The sequence below is a fragment of the Streptomyces sp. NBC_00203 genome, assembly GCF_045206325.1.
GTDB lineage: Bacteria > Actinomycetota > Actinomycetes > Streptomycetales > Streptomycetaceae > Streptomyces > Streptomyces lutosisoli.
Genome location: NZ_CP108126.1, coordinates 7,918,001 through 7,941,281 on the forward strand (window position 1 = coordinate 7,918,001; position 23,281 = coordinate 7,941,281).

General features: G+C 69.7%; 16 protein-coding genes and 1 pseudogene. 9 read left to right on the forward strand and 8 right to left on the reverse strand.

Features of this window, described 5'->3' with window-relative positions; all coding sequences use genetic code 11:
* The first annotated feature begins 55 nt into the window (after positions 1 to 55).
* From OG975_RS35335 to OG975_RS35355, 5 genes are all read left to right on the forward strand, one after another.
* Positions 56 to 3,703 carry an NACHT domain-containing protein gene (locus tag OG975_RS35335; protein ID WP_406333374.1) on the forward strand — a complete coding sequence of 1,216 codons (3,648 nt, stop codon included), beginning with the start codon at positions 56 to 58 and terminating at the stop codon, positions 3,701 to 3,703.
* Positions 3,704 to 3,858: 155 nt separating this feature from the next.
* Complete coding sequence (locus OG975_RS35340; RefSeq protein WP_406333376.1) at positions 3,859 to 6,402, forward strand: ATP-binding protein; 2,544 nt, start codon at positions 3,859 to 3,861, stop codon at positions 6,400 to 6,402.
* Positions 6,399 to 7,082, forward strand: coding sequence for a response regulator (locus OG975_RS35345; RefSeq protein WP_327432274.1), 684 nt, complete (start codon positions 6,399 to 6,401; stop codon positions 7,080 to 7,082). Before OG975_RS35340 ends, OG975_RS35345 begins: the two co-directional genes overlap by 4 nt.
* A 175-nt stretch (positions 7,083 to 7,257) precedes the next feature.
* Positions 7,258 to 7,656 (forward strand): OB-fold nucleic acid binding domain-containing protein, encoded by a 399-nt coding sequence (locus tag OG975_RS35350; protein WP_406333378.1) that lies wholly within the window; start codon positions 7,258 to 7,260, stop codon positions 7,654 to 7,656.
* A gap of 3 nt (positions 7,657 to 7,659) precedes the next feature.
* Positions 7,660 to 8,424 (forward strand): DUF3159 domain-containing protein, encoded by a 765-nt coding sequence (locus OG975_RS35355; RefSeq protein WP_406333380.1) that lies wholly within the window; start codon positions 7,660 to 7,662, stop codon positions 8,422 to 8,424.
* A 104-nt stretch (positions 8,425 to 8,528) separates the two neighbouring features.
* On the opposite strand, the gene OG975_RS35360 is transcribed toward OG975_RS35355, so the two are convergent.
* Positions 8,529 to 9,206, reverse strand: coding sequence for a TrkA family potassium uptake protein (locus OG975_RS35360; RefSeq protein WP_327432277.1), 678 nt, complete (start codon positions 9,204 to 9,206; stop codon positions 8,529 to 8,531).
* Positions 9,206 to 9,877, reverse strand: coding sequence for a TrkA family potassium uptake protein (locus OG975_RS35365; protein ID WP_330307798.1), 672 nt, complete (start codon positions 9,875 to 9,877; stop codon positions 9,206 to 9,208). Before OG975_RS35365 ends, OG975_RS35360 begins: the two co-directional genes overlap by 1 nt.
* A gap of 361 nt (positions 9,878 to 10,238) precedes the next feature.
* Between OG975_RS35365 and OG975_RS35370 the strand changes: the two genes are divergently transcribed.
* Together OG975_RS35370 and OG975_RS35375 are read left to right on the forward strand one after the other, a co-directional pair.
* Positions 10,239 to 12,290 (forward strand): APC family permease, encoded by a 2,052-nt coding sequence (locus OG975_RS35370; RefSeq protein WP_406333382.1) that lies wholly within the window; start codon positions 10,239 to 10,241, stop codon positions 12,288 to 12,290.
* Positions 12,291 to 12,406: 116 nt separating this feature from the next.
* On the forward strand, positions 12,407 to 13,735 hold the full coding sequence (locus tag OG975_RS35375) for a class I SAM-dependent RNA methyltransferase (protein WP_406333383.1): 1,329 nt from the start codon (positions 12,407 to 12,409) through the stop codon (positions 13,733 to 13,735).
* 172 nt (positions 13,736 to 13,907) lie between these two features.
* Here OG975_RS35375 and OG975_RS35380 read toward each other — a convergent pair.
* Both OG975_RS35380 and OG975_RS35385 read right to left on the reverse strand, forming a co-directional pair.
* Positions 13,908 to 14,087 (reverse strand): annotated as a pseudogene (locus OG975_RS35380) (hypothetical protein); the annotation flags it as partial.
* A gap of 19 nt (positions 14,088 to 14,106) precedes the next feature.
* Entirely contained in the window at positions 14,107 to 15,123 is a 1,017-nt protein-coding gene (locus tag OG975_RS35385) for a DNA-directed RNA polymerase subunit alpha (protein WP_406333384.1), read from the reverse strand.
* 422 nt (positions 15,124 to 15,545) lie between these two features.
* Between OG975_RS35385 and OG975_RS35390 the strand changes: the two genes are divergently transcribed.
* The gene (locus OG975_RS35390; protein ID WP_406333385.1) at positions 15,546 to 19,640 is read left to right on the forward strand and encodes a hypothetical protein; all 4,095 of its coding nucleotides are present in this window, start codon (positions 15,546 to 15,548) and stop codon (positions 19,638 to 19,640) included.
* 109 nt (positions 19,641 to 19,749) lie between these two features.
* On the opposite strand, the gene OG975_RS35395 is transcribed toward OG975_RS35390, so the two are convergent.
* From OG975_RS35395 to OG975_RS35405, 3 genes are read right to left on the reverse strand one after another with little or no spacing between them, the layout of a single operon-like run.
* Positions 19,750 to 20,571, reverse strand: a complete 822-nt coding sequence (locus OG975_RS35395; protein WP_406333387.1) for a thioesterase family protein — start codon at positions 20,569 to 20,571, stop codon at positions 19,750 to 19,752.
* Between the two features lie 35 nt (positions 20,572 to 20,606).
* Positions 20,607 to 20,933, reverse strand: coding sequence for a branched-chain amino acid transporter permease (locus OG975_RS35400; RefSeq protein WP_406333388.1), 327 nt, complete (start codon positions 20,931 to 20,933; stop codon positions 20,607 to 20,609).
* Complete coding sequence (locus OG975_RS35405) at positions 20,926 to 21,690, reverse strand: AzlC family ABC transporter permease (protein ID WP_406333390.1); 765 nt, start codon at positions 21,688 to 21,690, stop codon at positions 20,926 to 20,928. The genes OG975_RS35400 and OG975_RS35405 overlap by 8 nt, the downstream gene beginning before the upstream one ends.
* Before the next feature lie 79 nt (positions 21,691 to 21,769).
* On the opposite strand from OG975_RS35405, the gene OG975_RS35410 reads away from it, so the two are divergent.
* A complete protein-coding gene (locus tag OG975_RS35410; protein WP_406333392.1) occupies positions 21,770 to 22,207 on the forward strand; it encodes an Lrp/AsnC family transcriptional regulator in 438 nt (145 codons plus the stop codon).
* Positions 22,208 to 22,243: 36 nt separating this feature from the next.
* On the opposite strand, the gene OG975_RS35415 is transcribed toward OG975_RS35410, so the two are convergent.
* Positions 22,244 to 23,224, reverse strand: coding sequence for an NADPH:quinone reductase (locus OG975_RS35415; RefSeq protein WP_406333393.1), 981 nt, complete (start codon positions 23,222 to 23,224; stop codon positions 22,244 to 22,246).
* Positions 23,225 to 23,281: the final 57 nt, after the last annotated feature.

Here is a 23,281-nt window from a genome sequence, read left to right on the forward strand (position 1 = left end):
ACTACGCTGGGGAAACCGCGGGAAACCGAAGTGCTGCCGGGGTGCAGGGAGACGTATGGCTGGGGGGCGTCCGCCGAAGGGCGACACGGAGCGGTACCCGGAGCTCGAAGCACTCGCCGAGTGGTTCCGCGAAGCGATCGCCGACGCGGGCTACGAGAGCCTCAACGCGGTGGTCCGCGCGGAGATCGCCCACAAGAACGTCGTCTACGGCGCCTGCAGTGCCACCAGGCTGCTGAAGCTGCCGGTCCTGCGGTCGCTCGCCGTCGCGTTGGAGCGCGAGCCCGACGACATCACCCCGCTGTGGATCAAGGCCAAGGAGGCCCTGGACCGGGCCGGCGCCGAGAGCCGGGAGGCGGCCGCGCCCCGGCTGACGGAGTGGACGGAGCTGCCGCTGCCGAATCCGGCGGTCCGCAACCTCCTCGAAGCGCAGGCGAAGGCGGTGGAGCGGCTGCCGTACGACATGCTGGGTGTGGCCGAGCCGCCGCTGTCGGCGGTCTACGTACGCCAGAGCATGCGGACCCAGTGGCACTCCACGGAGGGCGCTGCCCGTAACTCCACCCAGCTCGACGGCGGTTCGGTGACGCAGGGGGACTCCGCCGCGCGGGACGAGACGCAGACCATCGACGCCCAGCTTCCGGTCCCGGAGGCCCTGGCCCGCCACGAACACCTCCTGATCACCGGAGAGCCCGGCGCCGGGAAGTCGACGCTGTCGAGCCATCTGGCGTGGACCCTCTCGCGGATCTGGCTGCGCGAGGACACCAGCCTGGAGGCACCCGTGACCGAACCGGTGATTCCGGTCAGGGTCGCGGCCAGGACGCTCGTCGACCAGCCCGGTTCATGGAGCACGGTGCTGTGCCAGGCCTTACGCCGCACGCTCGGCCACAGTCTGGTCGCCGACCCCGACGCACGGCTGTTCCTGGGGCGCGTGCACGGGGCGCGCTGGATGGTCCTGGTGGACGGGCTCGACGAGATCGCGGACCGTGAGTCGCGCGCCGAGGTCGTCCGGATGATCGCGCAGCACGCGCGCACCGACAGCGACTACCGCTTCCTCATCACCAGCCGCCCGCTGTCCGATCCCGAACTGGCGCCGCTGAGGGGGGCGTTGATCGGCGAATACCGCATGGAGCCCTTCGGTACGGAGGAGCTGCGGGACTTCGCGGCCAAGTGGTTCGCGGCGCAGTACCAGGAGAAGGAACAGGCGCGGACCGCCGCGGACCGCTTCCTGGGCGAGACCGACGACGGCCGGCTGCGCGACCTGGTCCGCAATCCGCTGCTCGCCACCATCGCGGCCGTCACGGCGACGGCGGCTCCGACACATCCGCTGCCGACCAGCAGGCTCAGCCTCTACCAGCGGTTCTTCGAGCATCTGCTGACCCGGGGCGCGGGCAGCGAAGGCGCCGTACGGCAGGGGCTGATGCGGCGGTACCGCGACGACCCCGGGCGGCGTGAGCTGCACCTGTGGCTCAATCAGCGCAAGCGGGACGTCCTCGGGGTGCTGGGGAGGTGCCGCCTGGAGGGGGAGTCGTCGCTCCTGGAGGCGGGCCTGGAGTGGGTGCGGACCAACCTGCCGGAAGACTGGGCCGTGACGGGCTGGGAGGCCGACGTACGGGAATTCCTCCAGGGCACCGGCCTGCTCGTCAGGGACGAGGACGACTACCGGTTCCTGCACCACTCGTTCGCCGAGTACTTCGCCGCCCAGTCGTACGCGCAGCGGATATCTCCCTCCTTCCCGGAGGCGGAGGACTGGATCCTGCGCGCCTTCAAGGACGACGAACGCACGCTGGCCATGTTCGTGTTCTGCCTCTGGGGCGAACGCGACGACTGCGACGGCGGCCGGCTCGCCGAACAGCTGCGCACCGGCGCCGTCGGCGGTCACGAACGGCCCCTGCTGGCCGGGCTCCTCGTGGCCGAGGGCGTCAGGTTCGGCGAGGCGGACCGGGAGGAGACGTTCGACCGCCTGGAGGTGGTGGCGCGGTGCGCCGTCGACAATGAGTACCGGGAGCGGGCGGCGCAGGTCCTGGGGGCGCTGGGCGGACAGCCCGGGGTGCTGGAGCGGCTGGAGCACATGGCGCGCTGCGAGTTCCTCGATGCGAGCATCCGGCTCTACGCGGTTGAGGCGTACGGCAAGGCCGGGATGGCTGACGTCACCCAGGAACTGCTGGGCCTCGTACTCGGCAGTGTCTTTGGCCTCCTTGGCAGGGCTGCCCGGATTGCCTGCACCCTCGGGGAGGACGCCCGGGAGGCCGTGCGCAGGCGGGCGTGGCAGATTCTTGAGGCGCCCGACGTCAACTCAGTGGAGATGTCACACGCCGCGGAGGCCCTCGCCTGCCTGGGCCAGGTGCAGGAGACGGAGGAACTTGCGCGGCGCGTACTCCAGGACCCGACGGCGTTTACGAACGACGTGGAGCGCGCCGTCGAGGCCTGGCTGACCCAGGCCCCGGATCGCGCGGTGACGGAGTCGGAGCGGTTGGTACTTGCCCTCCCCGATACCGACCATGCGCGGCAATGGGTCGTGGGCAAGGTCCTCGACAAGTTCGGTGCCGAGGTTGCCGCCGCGCGCATCGCACACAGGGTGCTCGGTGCGGATTCGACTCATCTGGCTGCCCTGCGGTGGGCGGCGGAAATGTGGGTCAAGGCCCGTGGGCCCGAGGCGAGTGAGGAGATCACCGCGGCGTTGGAGCGCAGCAGTGCCGACCTGGGCCACTACTACTGGCACCCGGCCGCTCTGCTGCGCGCGCTCGTCCCGCTGGCCCATGACGACGGCACGGCCGACTGGGCGCGCGGAGTCTTCGGCGAGGAGCGGTGGGGCGTATACGGGACCGGGAACGCCGTCGCGACCTGGCTGGCCGCGGTCGGCGTCGGCGGAGCCGATCAGATCATGCAGCGTCTCGACCGGGGCCATCTTCTCTCCTCGTACGACCGCCCGCCCGCCGCGCAGGCCCTCTTCGAGGCAGGGGCGCTGGACCAGGCCGGGGAAATGGCGGAGCTCGCACTGAGCACGCCCAACGTGCGCCGGGAAAACTGTGCGGAAGCCGCACGTGTGCTGCTCAAAACGGGCGGAGCCGACGCGGTCGTCCGGCTGAAGGAGATCTGGTTTGCCCACCCGATGCTGAGCGCGAACGCCAACTGGCTGAACGGAGTTCTGGACGCGCTGCCGCGCTTCGAGGACCGGGCGACGGACGCCGTCGTCGGGCAACTCGCCCGGGAGCTCGTCGATCTCCCCACGGCAGCGGTGTCCGATGTCCTGCGCGGGCTGCGGCTGCTGCTCAGCTACGAGGGCCACCCCGTGGTGCCGTGGGTGTTGGAGACGGCCATGACACACCGTCGGCTGTACTGGGACCAGCGGCGGATCCTGGCCCGAGAGCTCGCTGCCCTCGGCGAACGTGACGCCGCGCTGACGCTCTGGCGGCATGTGCTGGGGTTCCCTTCGCCTCCCCGGAGCGGTGAGCCGCATCTGATGTCGGACCTGCAGTCCGCCGGGGAGACCGGGACAGCCGTGACCTGGCTGGCCGAACTCATCACCGACCCGGCCACCACGGCCCCCCGACGCCTCCGGCTCCGGCAGCTGCTGGCCTGGCTCGTCACGGCCGAGCCCCACCTCCAGGCCCTGGTCCCGGACGACGCGGGCCCGGTGCCGGACCTCCGCGCGACGCAGCGCACCGGCTCAGCCCTTCCCCCGCGGCCCAGGGAAGCCTCCGCCTGACGCCACCGGCAGGCGCATCAGGCAGGCGCGTCAGGGAGGCGCATCAGGGTTGTGTCAAAGACGGCGCCGGCCGACCCCCTGGCCCCATTTGTCGAGATTATTGGCCGTAAGGTCGACGCTGCGTACACAGCGGTGACAGGAAGACAATAGGGGCCATGGGACGCGGCAAGCTTCGGATCTACCTCGGTGCGGCACCGGGCGTCGGCAAGACGTACGCGATGCTCTCCGAGGCGCACCGCCGTGTCGAGCGGGGGACCGACTGTGTGGTCGCGTTCGTGGAGCATCACAACCGGGCGCGTACCGAGGTGATGCTGCACGGCCTTGAGCAGGTGCCGCGCAAGGAGCTGGAGTACCGGGGGTCCGTGTTCACCGAGATGGACGCGGACGCCGTACTGGAGCGCGCCCCTGCCGTCGCCCTGGTGGACGAACTCGCGCACACCAATGTCCCCGGCTCGCGCAACGACAAGCGCTGGCAGGACGTGGAGGAGCTGCTGTCGGCCGGCATCGACGTCGTGTCGACGGTCAACATCCAGCATCTGGAGTCGCTGGGCGATGTCGTCGAGTCGATAACGGGCGTACGGCAGCGGGAGACCGTGCCGGACGAGGTGGTGCGCCGGGCGGACCAGATCGAGCTGGTCGACATGTCGCCGCAGGCGCTGCGGCGGCGGATGGCGCACGGCAACATCTACAAGTCCGACAAGGTCGACGCGGCCCTGTCCAACTACTTCCGGCCCGGCAACCTCACCGCGCTGCGCGAACTGGCGCTGCTCTGGGTCGCCGACCGGGTCGACGAGTACCTCACCGAGTACCGCAGTGAGCACCGGGTCTCGAAGATCTGGGGGTCGCGGGAGCGGATCGTGGTGGGGCTGACGGGCGGGCCGGAGGGGCGCACGCTGATCCGGCGCGCCGCGCGGCTCGCGGAGAAGGGCGCGGGCGGCGAGGTGATGGCCGTCTACATCGCCCGCAGCGACGGGCTCACCTCGGCCTCGCCCAAGGAGCTCGCCGTCCAGCGCACGCTGGTCGAGGACCTGGGCGGAACGTTCCACCATGTCGTCGGGGACGACATACCGGCCTCCCTCCTGGACTTCGCGCGCGGCGTCAACGCCACCCAGATCGTGCTCGGCTCCTCGCGCCGCAAGACCTGGCAGTACGTCTTCGGGCCGGGCGTCGGCGCCACGGTCGCCCGGGAGTCGGGCCCCGACCTGGACGTCCACATCGTCACCCATGACGAGGTCGCCAAGGGGCGCGGGCTGCCGGTCGCGCGCGGGGCACGGCTCGGCCGCTCCCGGAGCATCTGGGGCTGGCTGGTCGGTGTGGGCGGCCCGGTGATCCTCGCGCTGCTGCTGAACACCGTCGACCTCGGCCTCGCCAACGACATGCTGCTGTTCCTGACGGTGACGGTGGCGGCGGCCCTGCTCGGCGGCCTCTTCCCGGCGCTGGCCTCGGCGGCCTTCGGCTCGCTGCTGCTGAACTACTACTACACGCCGCCCCTGCACCGGCTGACGATCGCCGACCCCAAGAACATCGTCGCCATCGCGATCTTCGTGGGTGTCGCCGTGTCCGTGGCGTCCGTGGTGGACGTGGCGGCCCGCCGCACCCACCAGGCGGCGCATCTGCGGGCCGAGTCGGAGATCCTCTCCTTCCTGGCGGGCAGCGTGCTGCGCGGCGAGACCAGCCTGGAGGCCCTGCTGGAACGGGTCCGGGAGACCTTCGGGATGGAGTCCGTCGCGCTGCTGGAGCGGACGAGCGACGTCGACCCGTGGACCTGCGCGGGCAGTGTGGGGCCGGGGCCCTCGAAGCGCCCCGAGGACGCCGACGTGGACATGCCGGTCGGCGACCACATGGCGCTCGCCCTGTCCGGCCGGGTGCTGCCGGCCTCGGACCGCCGGGTGCTCGCCGCCTTCGCCGCGCAGGCCGCCGTGGTCCTGGACCGCCAGCGCCTCCAGCACGAGGCCGACCAGGCCAAGGAACTGGCCGAGGGCAACCGCATCCGCACCGCGCTGCTGGCCGCCGTCAGCCACGACCTGCGCACCCCGCTGGCCGGGATCAAGGCCTCCGTGTCCTCGCTGCGCTCCGACGACGTCGCCTGGTCCGAGGAGGACCAGGCGGAGCTCCTCGAAGGCATCGAGAACGGCGCCGACCGCCTCGACCACCTGGTGGGCAACCTGCTGGACATGTCCCGCCTCCAGACCGGCACGGTCACCCCGCTGATCCGGGAGATCGACCTCGACGAGGTGGTCCCGATGGCGCTCGGCGGCGTTCCCGAGGACAGCGTGGAGCTGGAGATCCCGGAGAGCCTGCCGATGGTCGCGGTCGACGCGGGGCTGCTGGAGCGCGCGGTCGCCAACCTCGTCGAGAACGCCGTCAAGTACAGCCCCCTCGACGAACTGGTCCTGGTCTCCGCGAGCGCCATCGCCGACCGCGTCGAGGTGCGGGTGGTGGACCGCGGCCCGGGCGTCCCGGACGAGGCCAAGGACCGCATCTTCGCGCCCTTCCAGCGCTACGGCGACGCCCCGCGCGGCGCCGGAGTGGGCCTCGGCCTCGCGGTCGCCCGCGGCTTCGCCGAGTCGATGGGCGGCACACTGAACGCCGAGGACACCCCCGGCGGCGGACTCACCATGGTGCTCACGGTCCGGGCGGTGGAGCGCCTTCCCGGCCTCGCCACGGCAACAGCAACAGCGGAAAGGCAGGTCTCATGACCCGGGTCCTCGTGGTCGACGACGAGCCGCAGATCACCCGAGCCCTCGTGATCAACCTGAAGGCACGCAAGTACGAGGTCGACGCGGCCCCCGACGGAGCCACCGCGCTCCAGCTCGCCGCCGCCCGGCACCCCGACGTCGTCGTGCTCGACCTGGGCCTGCCCGACATGGACGGCGTCGAGGTGATCAAGGGGCTGCGCGGCTGGACCCGGGTGCCGATCCTGGTGCTGTCCGCCCGGCACTCCTCCGACGAGAAGGTCGAGGCGCTCGACGCGGGCGCCGACGACTACGTCACCAAACCCTTCGGCATGGACGAGCTGCTGGCCCGGCTGCGCGCCGCCGTCCGCCGCGCGGAGCCCACCGGAGGCGACGAGGACGACGTGATCGTCGAGACCGAGGACTTCACCGTCGACCTGGCGGCGAAGAAGGTCAACCGCGACGGGAGGGACGTACGCCTCACCCCCACGGAGTGGCACCTCCTGGAGGTCCTGGTGCGCAACACGGGCCGCCTGGTCAGCCAGAAACAGCTGCTCCAGGAGGTGTGGGGGCCGTCGTACGGCACGGAGACCAACTACCTCCGGGTCTACATGGCACAGCTGCGCCGCAAGCTGGAGGCGGACCCGTCGCATCCGCGGCACTTCATGACGGAGCCGGGGATGGGATACCGGTTCGAGAGGTAGCCCGGAGATTTCTGCCCGAGACGCCGGGCACACGGGAATCCGACACCAGGTACGCGGCAATCCGACACCGGACATACGGGAATCCGACACCGGGCATTCGGGAATCAGTGCGCGAAAGACCACAGGTGAGCGCTCTCGTTCATCCGTCGTCAGTGCGCCCCGGTACGCTTTCGGTATGAGTGCTGTTCCTCGTTCCGAAAAGCCGGCGGGCCGGTTCCGGCGCATGATAGACCGGCTCTCCTCGTCCCAGACGGACCTGGAGTCCGAGGAGCTGCGCGAGGACGCCGAGACCGCGGGCTGCACGCGCATCTGCGACTGCCACGACCGACAGATCGTCACGGTTACTGGTACCTTGCGCACGGTCACTCTGCGGCCACGGGCCGGTGTCCCGGCCCTGGAGGCCGAGCTGTTCGACGGCTCGGCCGCCCTGGACGTGGTCTGGCTCGGCCGGCGCTCCATCGTCGGGATCGAGCCGGGGCGCAAGCTGATCGCGTCGGGCCGCATCTCGATGAGCCGGGGCCGTAGGGTGCTGTTCAACCCGAAGTACGAACTCAGACCGCTCGGACGGGAGTAGCCGGTGACGTCACTCGACAAGCCGACCGAAGACGCCCAAGACGCCCCGCACGATTCGAGGGCGGCGACCGAGGCCGCTCTCTTCGAGGCGTTCGGCGGCGTGCGGGGCATGGTCGAGACGGTGGTGCCCGGCCTCCTCTTCGTCACCATCTTCACGATCAACAAGGACCTGCACTGGTCGGCGATCGCCGCCCTCGCGATGTCCCTGCTGCTCGTCGTGGTCCGCCTCGTGAAGCGCGACACCGTCAAGCACGCCTTCAGCGGCGTCTTCGGCGTCGCGTTCGGTGTGGTCTTCGCGATGATGACGGGCAACGCGAAGGACTTCTACCTGCCGGGCATGCTCTACACGCTCGGCCTGGCCGTCGCCTACATCGTCACGACCCTCGTGGGTGTCCCGCTGATCGGCCTGATCCTCGGCCCGGTCTTCAAGGAGAACCTCTCCTGGCGCACCCGCAACCCCGGCCGCAAGAAGGCGTACGCGAAGGCGAGTTGGGCCTGGGGCCTGATCCTGCTCGCCAAGTGCGCGGTGCTCTTCCCGCTCTACTGGTGGGCCGACACCACCAAGTTCGGCTGGATCCTGATCGCCCTCAAGATCCCGCCCTTCCTCCTCGCCGTCTGGCTCACCTGGGTCTTCCTGGCCAAGGCACCCGCTCCGATCGACGTGTTCGCGGAGATGGAGGCCGAGGAGAAGGCCGAGAAGGAACGCAAGGCCGCTCTCGCCCAGGAGCGCGGCGAGAGCGCGCCGGCCCGGCACCGCCGCGAGGCGTAACAGCCTGCGGCTGTACGGCGCCGGGAGGCGTCACGGAAAGCGTGTGTACGACGATGGGGGCGCCCGGAGATCTCCGGGCGCCCCCATCGTCGTACCGGAAGCGACTAACCGGTGGCGTCCTCGCGGCGCACCGACAGCAGGTCCTCCAGCTGCTCCTCGCGGGCCTGGGCGGCCACGAAGAGGAGTTCGTCGCCCGCCTCCAGGGAGTCCTCCCGGGAGGGGGTGAGGACGCGGGTGCCACGGATGATGGTCACCAGGGAGGTGTCCTCGGGCCACTCGACGTCGCCGACCGTCGTACCGGCCAGGGCGGACTCCGGCGGCAGGGTCAGCTCGACGAGGTTGGCGTCGCCGTGGCTGAAGCGCAGCAGCCGGACGAGGTCGCCGACGCTGACGGCCTCCTCGACCAGGGCCGACATCAGTCGCGGGGTGGAGACGGCGACGTCGACGCCCCAGGCCTCGTTGAACAGCCACTCGTTCTTGGGGTTGTTGACGCGGGCGACGACCCGCGGGACCCCGTACTCGGTCTTCGCGAGCAGGGAGACGACGAGGTTGACCTTGTCGTCGCCCGTGGCCGCGATGGCCACGTTGCAGCGCTGCAGCGCGGCCTCGTCCAGGGAAGTGATCTCGCAGGCGTCGGCGAGCAGCCACTCCGCCTGCGGGACGCGCTCGACCGAGATGGCGGTCGGCGCCTTGTCGATCAGCAGAACCTCGTGGCCGTTCTCCAGGAGCTCGCCCGCGATCGAGCGGCCCACGGCACCGGCACCGGCAATGGCGACCCTCATCAGTGACCGGCCTCCTCTTCAGGGCCCTTGGCGAAGGACGCCTCGACCTTGTCCACCTCGTCGGTGCGCATCATCACGTGCACCAGGTCGCCCTCCTGCAGCACCGTCTGGGACGACGGCAGGATCGCCTCGCCCAGCCGGGTGAGGAAGGCCACGCGCACGCCCGTCTCGTCCTGGAGCCGGCTGATCTTGTGGCCGACCCAGCCGGCGGAGGTGTGCACCTCGGCGAGCTGTACACCGCCGGTGGGGTCGCGCCACAGCGGCTCGGCGCCCGAGGGCAGCAGCCGGCGCAGCATCTGGTCGGCCGTCCAGCGGACGGTGGCGACGGTCGGGATGCCGAGGCGCTGGTAGACCTCGGCGCGGCGGGGGTCGTAGATGCGTGCCGCGACGTTCTCGATGCCGAACATCTCGCGGGCCACGCGGGCGGCGATGATGTTCGAGTTGTCACCGCTGGAGACCGCGGCGAACGCCCCGGCCTCCTCGATGCCCGCCTCGCGCAGGGTGTCCTGGTCGAAGCCGACTCCGGTGACACGACGGCCGCCGAACCCGGAGCCCAGTCGTCGGAAGGCGGTGGGGTCCTGGTCGATCACGGCGACCGTGTGCCCCTGTTGCTCCAGGGTCTGGGCAAGAGCGGAACCCACTCTTCCGCAGCCCATGATGACGATGTGCACGACCGTCCTTCCGAATGTGAATGGTTACGGCTCAGGCTAAACAGGGTCTCAGACCGCCGCCCAAGCTACACACGCGCGGTCCATCGGGGGCACCCCTGTGCACGATCAGCGACGTGTGATGCTGCGAACGCTCGCGAGGGTCAGGAATCCGAGGCCGACGAGTCCGGCCAGGGCGCCGATCAGCTCCGCGGTGCCATGCATGGAACCTCCATAACCGGTCAGACTAGGGCTTTCGTCATATAGGCATGCGGATCTCCGGGGGTGCGGAATCCGCAGCCGCAGCCGTCCCCGATTTCACTCGGAGGGCAGATGTGGCGAGGTAGGTGGGCGACCCCACGTTCGAACGCTTACGATCCTCTGCGTGTCCAAACTGACCGACGTGCCCAAACGGATCCTGATCGGGCGCGCACTGCGCAGCGACCGGCTCGGAGAAACGCTCCTGCCGAAGCGCATCGCACTCCCTGTCTTCGCTTCCGACCCGCTGTCCTCCGTGGCGTACGCGCCCGGCGAGGTCCTGCTGGTCCTGTCCATCGCGGGCGTGTCGGCCTACCACTTCAGCCCCTGGATCGCGGTCGCGGTCGTCGTGCTGATGTTCACGGTGGTCGCCTCCTACCGGCAGAACGTGCACGCCTACCCGAGCGGCGGCGGGGACTACGAGGTGGCCAACACCAACCTCGGTCCCCGGGCCGGACTCACGGTCGCCAGCGCCCTGCTCGTCGACTACGTCCTCACGGTCGCCGTCTCCATCGCCTCCGGCATCGAGAACCTCGGCTCCGCGGTCCCCTTCGTGGTCGAGCACAAGGTGGCCTGCGCGGTCGCCGTCATCGTGCTGCTCACGCTGATGAACCTGCGCGGAGTCAAGGAGTCCGGAAAGCTCTTCGCGATTCCGACGTACGTCTTCGTGGCGGGCGTCTTCATCATGATCGCGTGGGGTGCCTTCCGCGGCCTCGTCCTGAACGACACCATGAAGGCGCCGACCGCCGACTACCACATCAAGGCCGAGCACCAGGGCCTCGCGGGCTTCGCCCTCGTCTTCCTGCTCCTGCGCGCCTTCTCCTCCGGCTGTGCCGCCCTCACCGGCGTCGAGGCGATCTCCAACGGTGTCCCCGCCTTCCGCAAGCCGAAGTCGAAGAACGCCGCGAGCACGCTCGCCGCGATGGGCCTGCTCGCCGTCACGATGTTCTGCGGCATCATCGCCCTGGCCATGGCGACCAACGTCCGGATGGCCGAGAACCCGGCCACCGACCTGATCCACAACGGTCTCGCGGTCGGCTCCGACTACGTCCAGAACCCGGTGATCTCCCAGGTCGCCGAGGCCGTGTTCGGCAAGGGCAGCTTCCTGTTCATCGTGCTGGCCGCCGCCACCGCGCTGGTCCTGTTCCTGGCCGCCAACACCGCGTACAACGGCTTCCCGCTGCTCGGCTCGATCCTCGCCCAGGACCGCTACCTCCCGCGCCAGCTGCACACCCGCGGCGACCGCCTCGCCTTCTCCAACGGCATCGTGCTGCTGGCGGGCGCGGCGACCATGCTGGTCATCATCTACGGCGCCGACTCGACCCGGCTGATCCAGCTCTACATCGTCGGCGTGTTCGTCTCCTTCACGCTCAGCCAGACCGGCATGGTCCGCCACTGGAACCGCCACCTGGCCACCGAGACGGACCAGGCCAAGCGGCGCCACATGGTCCGCTCCCGGGCGATCAACGCCTTCGGCGCCTTCTTCACGGGCCTGGTGCTGGTCGTCGTACTCGTCACGAAGTTCACGCACGGAGCCTGGGTCGCGCTGCTCGGCATGGTGATCTTCTACGCGACGATGAGCGCGATCCGTAAGCACTACGACCGGGTCGCCGAGGAGATCGCCGCCCCTGAGGGGCCGAGCGACGACAGTGTCCGCCCCTCCCGCGTGCACTCCGTCGTCCTGATCTCCAAGATCCACCGCCCGACGCTGCGCGCCCTCGCCTACGCCAAGCTGCTGCGCTCGGACACCCTCGAAGCGCTCAGCGTCAACGTCGACCCGGCCGAGACCAAGGCCCTGCGCGAGGAGTGGGAGCGGCGCGGCATCGACGTACCGCTGAAGGTCCTCGACTCGCCGTACCGCGAGATCACGCGGCCGATCATCGAGTACGTGAAGGGCCTGCGCAAGGAATCCCCGCGCGACGCGGTCTCCGTGATCATCCCCGAGTATGTGGTCGGCCACTGGTACGAGCACCTGCTGCACAACCAGAGCGCCCTGCGCCTCAAGGGCCGGCTGCTGTTCACCCCGGGCGTCATGGTGACCTCCGTGCCCTACCAGCTGGAGTCCTCCGAGGCCGCGAAGCTGCGGGCCCGCAAGCGGCAGGACTGGAACGCGCCGGGAGCGGTGCGCCGGGGGCCCGCGGAAGAGCGCCCGAAGGAGTCCTCGAACTCGAAGAGCTGACGGCCATGTGGTGAGCGGCCGGGCAACGTCCACGTAGACTGGTGGGCTGTTGTCCGGCCGTTTCCCCTTCGCTCGCCCCTTTTGCTCACCCCCTTCTCAACTGGAGTCACCCCGCCATGCAGGCAGAACCGAAGAAATCGCTGGTGGGGGAGGAGTACGAGGTCGAGATCGGCCCCGTCGCACACGGCGGCCACTGCATCGCCCGTACGACCGAGGGTCAGGTCCTCTTCGTCCGGCACACCCTGCCCGGCGAGCGCGTCGTCGCGCGCGTGACGGAGGGCGAGGAGGGCGCGCGCTTCCTGCGCGCGGACGCCGTACGGATCCTGGACGCGTCGAAGGACCGCGTCGAGGCCCCCTGCCCGTACGCGGGCCCCGGCCGCTGCGGTGGCTGCGACTGGCAGCACGCCAAGCCGGGCGCGCAGCGCCGCCTCAAGGGCGAGGTCATCGCCGAGCAGCTCCAGCGGCTCGCGGGACTCACGCCCGAGGAGGCCGGCTGGGACGGCACGGTGATGCCCGCCGAGGGCGACAAGCTGCCCGCGGGCGAGGTCCCGGCCTGGCGCACACGCGTCCAGTACGCCGTCGACGCCGACGGCAACGCCGGACTGCGCCGCCACCGCTCGCACGAGGTCGAGCCGATCGAGCACTGCATGATCGCCGCGCCGGGCGTCACCGAGCTGGGCATCGAACAGCGCGACTGGTCCGGCATGGCCTCCGTCGACGCGATCGCCGCCACGGGATCCCAGGACCGCATGGTGATCCTGGAGCCCAAGCCGGGCGCCCGCCTGCCCCTCGTCGAACTCGACAAGCCCGTCTCCGTGATGCGCGTCGACGAGCACGACGGCGGCATCCACCGCGTCCACGGCCGCGCCTTCGTACGCGAGCGGGCCGACGGCCGTACGTACCGCGTCGGCAGCGGCGGCTTCTGGCAGGTCCACCCGATGGCCGCCGACACCCTCGTCAAGGCCGTCATGCAGGGCCTGCTGCCGCGCAAGGGCGACATGGCGCTCGACCTGTACTGCGGCGTCGGCCTCTTCGCCGGCGCCCTCGCCGACCGCCTCGGCGACAAGGGCGCGGTCCTCGGCATCGAGTCCGGCAAGCGCGCGGTCGAGGACGCCCGGCACAACCTCGCCGCCTTCGACCGCGTCCGCATCGAACAGGGCAAGGTCGAGGCCGTCCTCCCGCGCACCGGCATCACCGAGGTCGACCTCATCGTCCTCGACCCGCCCCGCGCCGGCGCCGGCAAGAAGACCGTCGAGCACCTGACGTCCCTGAGCGCGCGACGGATCGCGTACGTCGCCTGCGATCCGGCGGCGCTGGCGCGGGATCTGGGCTACTTCCGGGATGGGGGGTACAAGGTGCGGACGCTGCGGGCGTTCGATCTTTTCCCGATGACGCACCATGTTGAGTGTGTCGCGATCCTGGAGCCTGCGGCAAAGGGCGCCTGACCTGCGCAGGTTCGGGTGGTGTGCGTGATGTGGGCTGAGGGCTTTACCGAAACCTTGCCGAGTCAGTAGGAGCTGGGGCCGTGCGGGCTCCAGTGTTTCAACGTTCCCTCCCCGGCGTTGGGAGCCGGGGAGGGAAGCTGGAGCCACCCTCCCCGGGCGACTGGTTCCGGTGTCAGGACACGGGGACTTCTTCGCGGACGGTGCGGGCGGCGGCGACCAGGTTCACCAGCGACTGCCGGGTCTCGGGCCAGCCGCGGGTCTTCAGAGCGCAGTCGGGGTTGACCCACAGCCGTTCGGCCTGAATCGCCTTCAGGCTGCGCAGCAAGTCGGCGGCCTCCTCCGGTGTCTCTATGACCGGCGCAGCGCAGCGTTCAGTATTGCTCGGTCTCCACGAAGCCCGCGTCTGCGTCGTTGTCCACACCGAGGGCGGCGGCGGCCGGGTCGAATCCGGGCGGGCTGTCCTTGAGGCCCAGACCCATGCCGGCGAGCTTGGCCTTGACCTCGTCGATGGACTTCGCACCGAAGTTGCGAATGTCGAGGAGGTCGGCTTCGGAGCGGGCGACGAGCTCACCCACGGAGTGGACGCCCTCGCGCTTGAGGCAGTTGTACGAACGGACGGTGAGGTCGAGCTCCTCGATCGGCATGACCAGATCGGCGGCAAGGGCGGCGTCGATCGGGGACGGGCCCATGTCGATGCCCTCGGCGTCGATGTTGAGCTCACGGGCCAGACCGAACAGCTCGACCAGCGTCTTACCGGCGGAGGCCATGGCGTCACGGGGACGCATGGCCTGCTTGGTCTCGACGTCGACGATCAGCTTGTCGAAGTCGGTGCGCTGCTCGACACGGGTCGCCTCGACCTTGTAGGTGACCTTCAGGACCGGCGAGTAGATCGAGTCGACCGGGATGCGCCCGATCTCCTGACCGACCTGCTTGTTCTGAACGGCGGAGACGTAACCGCGACCGCGCTCGACGGTCAGCTCCATCTCCAGCTTGCCCTTGCCGTTGAGCGTGGCGAGGACGAGGTCGGGGTTGTGCACCTCGACACCGGCCGGGGGCGCGATGTCGGCGGCGGTGACCAGACCCGGGCCCTGCTTGCGCAGGTACATCACGACCGGCTCGTCCTGTTCCGAGGAGACGACCAGCTGCTTGATGTTGAGGATCAGGTCGGTGACGTCCTCCTTGACGCCCGGCACGGTGGTGAACTCGTGCAGAACGCCGTCGATCCGGATGCTGGTGACAGCCGCACCCGGGATCGAGGAGAGGAGCGTACGACGCAGGGAGTTGCCGAGGGTGTAGCCGAAGCCCGGCTCCAGCGGCTCGATCACGAACCGGGAGCGGAATTCGTCGACGACCTCTTCGGTCAACGAGGGACGCTGAGCAATCAGCACGTGGTGTTGCCTCCAGTGGTTTGGCGCCCGCTATGTGACGCCGTAGACACCACGAAGGGTACGGGCCATACGGGACTGCTGCCCGCGTCCAGCTCTCGGGTGCGCGGGACGGTCAGGCAGGTATGCGTGGCCACGGTCAGGGTGATGTCGTGATCATGGCGTTGGCCGGGACAGTCGCGCACAACAGCGAGGACCACACGAGGCATTCGCTGATCGTCCTTCCGTTCGTCGAACGGGGTGAGCGCGCAGCCTGCCCGTCGGAGCCGGCGTGACGTCAAATATGTGCAAAATTCAAACATGCACTCGTACGAGTTAATGTGCTGGCTGCGTCTGAGGTCCGGGGATAGCGTTAACTGCGCTACGAGACGCCGGAGTTGAATCCGGCGAGGCTCGGATGCCCTCCACAGAAGGAGTATCCAGTCATGCCGTACGAGAACGCCGAGAACGACACACCGGGAATCTCCACCGGAAGCCCCGCAGCAATCCCCGCAGGAACCCCCGCCGAAATTCCAATGGACACATGGCAGATCGTCGGCACCCGTATGCGCCAGGCCGGCCTGTGCAGGTTCGACCGGCTTGCGCGAGCGCTTGAGGACGACGGTCCGGACGCGGTCTTCTCCGATGTGTCGCCGACCTCGCGGCAGGCGCTGCTCAGGGCGCTGGAAGTCGCATTCTGCGACCCGGACGGCCAGTTGAGCGCCCTTGCCCCGCCGTCCATGGCAGTGCTGCGCGAGGAGCGGGCCTTCCAGGAGTACGCGGCGCAGGTGCGTTCCGAAGCAGCCGTTGCTGAGAGCAATGCAAACAGCAATGCAGGCAGCGGTTCCGACAACGATGCCGACAACGATGTCCTCCGCGCCGTGGACAGCGCGCTCTCCGAACTCCGTTCCAAACTGGACGTCTTCGCCTCCTTGTCCGAGGTGGACTGGCCCGCGTCGCCCGCCCTGGTCGGTGCCGGAACCCCGGGCGCGGCCGTCCTGGCGGTGCAGGACAGGTACAGGGTCGCGGTCGCGGTCGCGAACCAGGCGACCCCGGCACTGGGCCCCGACCCCGATCCCGACCCGCAGCACCTGATCGGATACCGGGATTACCTGCGCGATCTCTGGGTGTCCGGACAGGCGGACTACGACCAGAAGTTGGCCGGCCGCTTCCACCAGGACTTCCACACCGTCTCGCTCGACCGGCGGCCGGCGAACGAGATCCTGATCCCGGTCCTGCTCCGGGCTCTGGTGGCGCCCACGGGCCCTGGGCACGGCCTCGGGATCGACCCCGCCACCATCCCGCCCCGTCCGCCCGGCCAGTCCGCGCGCGCCTATCTCGACCGGCTGATCGCCCTCTCCGGACTGAGCGGCACCGAACTCGGGCTGCGCTACCGGCTCGACTTCACGCGTCCGGACAGCGCCCTTTCCAGCGAAGTCGCGGAGAACATCGCGGCGATCCGCGGATTCTTCGCCGACGATTTCCAGGGCACCGACCCGAACTCGGTATTCGAGCCGCTGTTCCAGGGGATCGCGCCCTTCTATCTCCAGTATGCGGAATGGGTGCGCCAGTATCCGGAGTTCGTTCCGGAGAACCAGTACCAGGTCACCTCGTGCGTGCCGCTGGGAACGGGTGTCGATCCGGATCGTGCGCAGCGGCTGCTCAATCTGCCGCAGGCCCAGAGTCTTCCTCCGGCGAGGCGCCTGAGCTGGCAGCACAACGTGGAGTACTACCGCATGCTGTGGAGGTTCCAGGAAGCCTGCAAGGCGTTCGGCAGGCTGGAGTTCCAGCTCGCCCGGGACCGGCTCTCCGAGGCCGAGTTCGATCTCGCCGGACTGATCCACGGGGAGTCCCTGAACGCCGCGCTTCAGGCGAGGAAGCAACTGCCGGTCGACAACTGGAAGGATCTGACCGCCTTCCAGGAGCATGAAGTGGCGACCCGCTTCCTCGGCCCTCCCGCCGCGATCGACGTGGTGAACGACGACGACAACAAGGTCTTCGATTTCTGGGCGGGAGAGAGCGGGCATCCGGATGTGGATGTCCGCAAGGAGCGGGCCGAGGTGATCGCCCGCGTCGTCTGCTACGCGATGCCGGCGCTGCGGGGCGACATCGATGTCGCCACGGGTGACTACGTCGGGGCACTGGGGCACTACCACTACAACATCCCCGGGAACGGTGACGACCTCACGTTCATCGAGGCGCGCGTGCTGGTCCCGGTCGGTCTCGCCGGTCTGGAGACCACGGGCGTCTACACGGACATCTTCTTCGGCGGTGACCGGCCCTTCAGCGACTTCAGGCAGGGACCGACGGGGCCGAGCGACAGCCCGACCCTGTTCACGTCCGGCAGCATCCCGTACACGGCCAAGGTCGGCTCTCCCTCGGCGGACGAGCTGACCCACCCTCTGGAGATCACGTTCTCGCGGCTGCGCCGGGGCAACGCCATGCTGGAATGGGCGGACCAGCTGTACCGGACCGATGAGCCCGGCACCGTCGCGCGCGCCCGTGAGCTGTACAAGGCGGTGCTGTTCCTGCACGGTGAGCTGCCGCCGACCCTGCCTTCGTGGGGCACGGCCTTGTCCGGTTTCCTGCGGGCGGAGGAGAACCCGGCCCGCACGGGGCAGGTGCAGCACGCGCGCCTGTGCCTGCTCCAGATCGCGGCCGGGCTGAACTACTTCGGCTACGGCGAGGACGTCGTGCCGTTGCTGCGCTACCGGACGCTCGCGGGCGTGGCCCGGGAGCAGGCGGCGCTGGCCAAGTCGGCCGAGTCGGATCTCCTGCGTGCCATGGGCCGGATCGAGGACCTGATCCAGAACGAGTTGACGCTGCTCAACTTCCGTCAGAAGGCGCTTCTGCAGACCGGGATCGCGGCGGAGCAGGTGCGGATCTCGGCGAACAACACGCTGGCGGCGGTCGGCCAGGTCCAGCAGGTGAAGGACCTCATCGAGGCGAAACGCCGGGAGATCGAGGACCACGACAGCTTTCTCGGTCAGGTCGGCGATTTCATCGACCACGTGAAGGGGATGGTGACGGACCTTCCCGGCGACACCAAGTCGGCGACGGCGGCCGGTGTCGTGAGCACGGTGAAGAGTGAGGAGATGGTCGGCAGCGGCATGTTCGGCGCCGGTGCGGCCGGTTCGGTCCTGACGGGGTTCGCGATCTTCGGCGTAGTGTCGGTGATCTCCCTGAACGGCATGGCGAGCGAGGCCAACGACCGTAGAGCGGCCCTCACCGCGCTTCAGCAGCAGACCCTGCCCCTGGCGCAGGCGCAGCTCGACAGCAAGCAGCGTGAGCAGGTCATCGCCGGTCTCCAGAGTCAGATCGCGCAGGCGGACGCCGCGCTCGCGAACTCGCTGCTGGAGTTCCACACCGACCGGACGCTCAACGTCGACTTCTGGGTGTCCTGCGCGACCGTCTCGCGCCGGATTCTGCGCCGCTATCTCGAACTGGGCTCCCGGACCGCCTGGTTGGCCGAGCGGGCGCTCGCCTACGAGCAGGACCGCGCACTGAATCTGGTGAAGCTCGACTACTTCCCGGCCGGCACCGTGGGTGTCACCGGGGCGGACCAACTCCAGCTCGATCTCGCCCAGTTGGAGGCGGCGCGGCTGGCCGGCCTCGATCTGACCGTTCCGGTGAAGCACACCTTCTCGCTGGCCCGTGACTTCCCCTTGCGCTTCAGCGAGTTGAAGGCGACCGGCCGGTGTGCTTTCCGAACCGTGGAGACACCGCTACGGCTCGCCTACCCGGGCACGTTCGGGCACCGGATCCGTGCGGTGACCGTCACCGTGAGCGACGCGGCGCTGCGCGGGCAGCCTCGGGGCATTCTGCGCAACCTGGGGGTGTCCGCCATCTCCACCGCGGACCCCCAGGTCACCCACCCCTCGGTCCGCCCGCCGGACGCCCTGCCCATTTCCGAGTTCCGGCTCAGGAACGACATGGGCATCTACGGCCTTCCCGACGATTCGCTGCTCGCTTTCGAAGGCAGTGGCATCGACACCGAGTGGGAACTGGAGCTGCCTCCGGTGGCGAATCCACAAGGGCTGTCGGGACTGGCCGACATTCTGATCACCGTGGACGCGCGGGCGCGTTTCTCCGCGAAGCTCGTCCCGCCCGCTCCCGTTCCGGCGAAGAGCGGAATGATCCTGGCGTCCGCGAGTCTGCTGGACCCGGCGGGATTCGAGGAGCTCGCCGATACGGTGCGTACGGCGACGATGCGGTTCGACGCGAAGGAGCTCCAACTGCCCTCCGGCAGCGGGGCGAAGATCACCAACCTGCTGCTCATTCTCCGCGGGCAGGACATCGAACCACTGGAAGCGACGTTGCGGGCGGAGACGACCGGCCAGGAGATCGACCTGCGGTTCGTGGCGAACGCGGCGCGGACGAACGGCCCGCCGTTGGACGGCGGGACGCCCTCACCGCTCAACCCGCTGATCGGCAAGACCCCCGGGCAGAGCTTCGTCCTCACCGTGGAGAAGTTCCGGGCCCCGGACCTGACCGGGATCCGCGACGTGCTGCTGTGCGTCGAGTACACCACCGGCCACTGACCGACACCGGACCACCGGACCACCGGATCTCGCTCAAGCGAAGGAGCGCCGTGCGGACCCTGAACCTGGTCGTTTCCCGCTCAAGTCGGAATCCGGTTGTCGGTGCGCGTCATGTGCGCTGCGGGATGTGGCTCGGTACGGGGCGGACGGTCAGGATCTGCTGGGCGTGGCCGACCGGGCCGTCGAGGTCGTGCAGGACCGTGCTGGTGAGGCCCTGGCCGGTGGAGCCGAACGTGACTGTGGTGTCCAGGCCGGTCCAGGGGCCTTCGGGCCGGCGGTGCAGGTGGATGGTCAGGTCGACGTTGGGGTACATCCAGGCGGTGGGCGGCTGGCGTACGGCGATGCCGTTGGCGGTGTCGACGAGGGCGAGGTAGGACGCGAGCGGGCTGCTGGGTTCGCCGGCGACGAGGGTGTGGCGGGTGGAGATCCAGGCGGTCGTACGGCCCGGCCGGGGTGGTGCGAGCGGGCGGACGTCCAGAGAGGCGATGTAACCGCCGGGCCACAGCGAGGTCATCGGCCAGGAGTCGAGGTCCTCGGGAGGGGTGAGCCGGTCGTCGGGGCCGCCGGCGACGGCAGAGGTGTCGACGGTGGCGAGGAGCCAGGCGCGGGCCTGGACCACCGGGCGGTCGGCGATGAGTACGACGGCTTCGATCAGCTCGATGGTGCGGCCGGGGCGGATGGTGTTCACCCGGATCTCGCACTCGTCGAGGGCGAGACGCCCGAGGATGTCGTAGCTGATCCGGGCCAGGACCAGGCCGGTGTCCGGCCGCGCGGCCAGATGGCGGTCGATGGCGTGGACGACGAGGCCGCCGAGCGGGCTGAAGTGCTGTTCGTCGGTGTCCCAGGCCCCGCCCGCGTGGGCTGTGGGCTTGTAGCGGTGCTCGTCGGTGCGCTCGTAGTAGCTGTCGGGGGCCGGGGTGCCGGTGTTCAACGGACGTCTCTCCTTGGGGCTGAACTCAGGGCTGGTCACAGGGTGTTGAGCAGGACGACGTACACGCCGGTGCCGATGCCCACGCTCAGGATCGTGCGGCGGCCGAAGGCCAGGTGGATGCCGATGGTGACGGCGACCGCGAGCAGCGCGTACCCCATCGCGTGCGGGTCGGTGGTGATCGTGCCGTGCAGGGCCGTCATGGCGAGGATCGCGAGGATGCCGACCGGCATCCACACCGACAGCTGCCGCACGATCGCCGAGCCGCGCAGCGTGCGCAGTACCGCGAACGGCAGGGCGCGCAGGGCGAGGGTGATGCTGAAGACGATCGCCAGGACGGCTATGAGATACGAGGTGCTAGGCATCGGCGGCCTCCTGGGCGACGGCGGGTCGGCGGGCGGTGAGCGTGTGGCGGGCCAGGAGCAGGGCGACGAAGAGCAGCAGCGCGGTGAGCATGGCGAGGCCCGGGGTCAGTACGAGCGCGACCACGGCACTGGTACCGGCGAGCAGCACTGACGGGAGTTCGCTGCGGGAACGGAAGGCATCCAGGGTGAGCACGGTGAACAGGGCGCACAGGGCGAACTCCAGGCCCTTGACCGGTGCGGGCAGCGCGGCGCCGAGCGCGACCCCGACCAGGCCGCCGCCGACCCAGTAGGCCTCGCAGGCGATCTGCATGGCCAGCAGCCGGGGCGCCGAGCGTTCCGCCTCGGGCAGGGAGGCGTTGACGGCGTATGCCTCGTCGATCATCGCGTAGACGGCGTACGCCTTCGCGGCCGGGTGCTTGACCAGGTGGAGGGGGAAGGAGAAGGCGTAGAAGACGTGCCGGAAGTTGACCACGAGGACGGTCAGCGCGACCGCGGCCAGCGGCGTGACGGCGGCCATCATGCCCACCAGCAGCAGTTCCAGGGATCCTGCGAACGCGGCCAGGGACAGGGCGGGAGCCAGCCACCAGGGCAGGCCGGCCTGGATGATCAGCAGGCCGAGGGCGATCCCCAGAGGGAAGATCCCGAGGCCGGCGGAGGAGGAGTCGCGGACTCCCTCGGCGATCTGGCGGCGCCGAGCGGACGGGGCCGCCGGAGGGGGTTCCGGCGCCGCTGTGCCGGTGAGAACGTCTTGCTGCATCTGTCCATCGTCCCGGAAAACGCTCGACATGTGGTTGCGAAGATTGCTCGCCGGGTGGCCCTGGGTGCAATCTTCTGCTGTGGATGCGATCGATCTGGCAATCATTGCCGAGTTGGAGCGGGACGGGCGGCTGACCAACGTCGAGCTGGCGCAGCGGGTCGGGCTCACGACCGGGCCGTGCCTGCGGCGCGTACAGCGCCTGGAGACCGACGGCGTCATCCACGGCTACCGGGCCGTCATCGACCCCGTCGCCGTGGGCCGCTCCTTCGAGGTGCTCGTCGACCTCAGCCTCGAAGCGCAGGACGCGGAGACGGTCGAGCGCTTCGAGCAGACCCTGGCGCAGGCCGAGGAGGTCATCGAGCTGAGAAGGCTCTTCGGCAGCCCGGACTACTTCGTGCGGGTGGCGGTCGCCGACCTGCCCGCCTACGAGACGTTCCTCAGCCGGCACGTGATGACCATCCCGCGGATCAAGAACGTCACCTCGCACTTCACGATGAAGACGGTGAAGACGCCCTGACGCCGAGCTGTCCGGCAGCGCGGTGACGGTGGACCGTCAGTGGGGGACGGTGACCAGCACCCGGCCCCGGCCGCCCGCGTCGACGCGGGCGTGGGCCTTGGCGATGTCCTCCAGCGGGTAGCGGTCGCCGACGTCGACGGTGAGGGCGCCGACCGCTGCCGCGGCGGTGAGGTCGCGGGTGGCCTGGCGTTTGGCGTCGGCGGGGAAGTCGTCGCTGCCGAGCAGGCGCAGGGTGACGTTGTTGAACAGCAGCGGCCAGAAGGGGATTTCGGTGCGGTCGGCGCGGGTGGCGTAGGCGGCGATGACGCCGTCGAGGGCGAGGACCGCGGTGTCCAGGTCGGCGTTGTCGGACAGGGCCACCTCGATGACGCGGTGGACGCCGTCGGGCGCGTGAGCGCGGATCTCCTTCGCCGGGTCGCCCTGGTCGAGGGCGAGGGCGTGGGAGACGACGGCGGGATCGACGCGGTCCAGGTCCTTGCCGTGCCGCACCGTGGCGATCACCGTCGCCCCGCCCCAGCGGGCGAGCTGTGCGGCCAGTGAGCCGACACCGCCGAGGACGCCGTGGACGAGTACGAGTTTTCCGTCGACCGGGCCGTCGGCGAACACGGTGCGGTGGGCGGTGACTCCGGGGATGCCGAGGCCGGCGCCGAGTTCGTCGCTGAGGTGGTCGGGCAGGGGAACGGCCAGGTCCTCGGGTACGACGGTGTACTGGGCGGCGGTGCCGAAGGGGCGGTAGGACTGGGCGCCGTAGACCCACACCCGCTGCCCGACGCGGCGCGCGTCGGCCCCTTCGCCGACGGCGTCGATGACACCGGCGGCATCGCTGTGCGGGATCACCCGCGGGTAGGGCATCGAGGAGCCGAGCCAGCCGCCCCGCTTCTTGGTGTCGCCGGGGTTCACCCCTGACACGGTGACGCGGACGCGGACCTCGCCGGGGCCGGGCTGGGGGTCGGGGAGTTCGCCGACCCGGAGCACGTCGGTTGCGGGGCCTTGTTCGTCGTACCAGGACGCAAGCATGTGGGACCTCCGTCGCCTCTCGGCTCGCGGGTTCTTCGAGCGTAGGGGGATCGTTTT

What these genes read in the sequence shown, in the direction of transcription:
- OG975_RS35335 (WP_406333374.1), top strand. Translation starts at nt 56, where the DNA reads ATGGCTGGGGGGCGTCCGCCGAAGGGCGACACGGAGCGGTACCCGGAG.
- OG975_RS35340 (WP_406333376.1), top strand. Translation starts at nt 3,859, where the DNA reads ATGGGACGCGGCAAGCTTCGGATCTACCTCGGTGCGGCACCGGGCGTC.
- OG975_RS35345 (WP_327432274.1), top strand. Translation starts at nt 6,399, where the DNA reads ATGACCCGGGTCCTCGTGGTCGACGACGAGCCGCAGATCACCCGAGCC.
- OG975_RS35350 (WP_406333378.1), top strand. Translation starts at nt 7,258, where the DNA reads ATGAGTGCTGTTCCTCGTTCCGAAAAGCCGGCGGGCCGGTTCCGGCGC.
- OG975_RS35360 (WP_327432277.1), bottom strand. Translation starts at nt 9,206, where the DNA reads ATGAGGGTCGCCATTGCCGGTGCCGGTGCCGTGGGCCGCTCGATCGCG.
- OG975_RS35375 (WP_406333383.1), top strand. Translation starts at nt 12,407, where the DNA reads ATGCAGGCAGAACCGAAGAAATCGCTGGTGGGGGAGGAGTACGAGGTC.
- OG975_RS35390 (WP_406333385.1), top strand. Translation starts at nt 15,546, where the DNA reads ATGCCGTACGAGAACGCCGAGAACGACACACCGGGAATCTCCACCGGA.
- OG975_RS35400 (WP_406333388.1), bottom strand. Translation starts at nt 20,933, where the DNA reads ATGCCTAGCACCTCGTATCTCATAGCCGTCCTGGCGATCGTCTTCAGC.
- OG975_RS35405 (WP_406333390.1), bottom strand. Translation starts at nt 21,690, where the DNA reads ATGCAGCAAGACGTTCTCACCGGCACAGCGGCGCCGGAACCCCCTCCG.
- OG975_RS35415 (WP_406333393.1), bottom strand. Translation starts at nt 23,224, where the DNA reads ATGCTTGCGTCCTGGTACGACGAACAAGGCCCCGCAACCGACGTGCTC.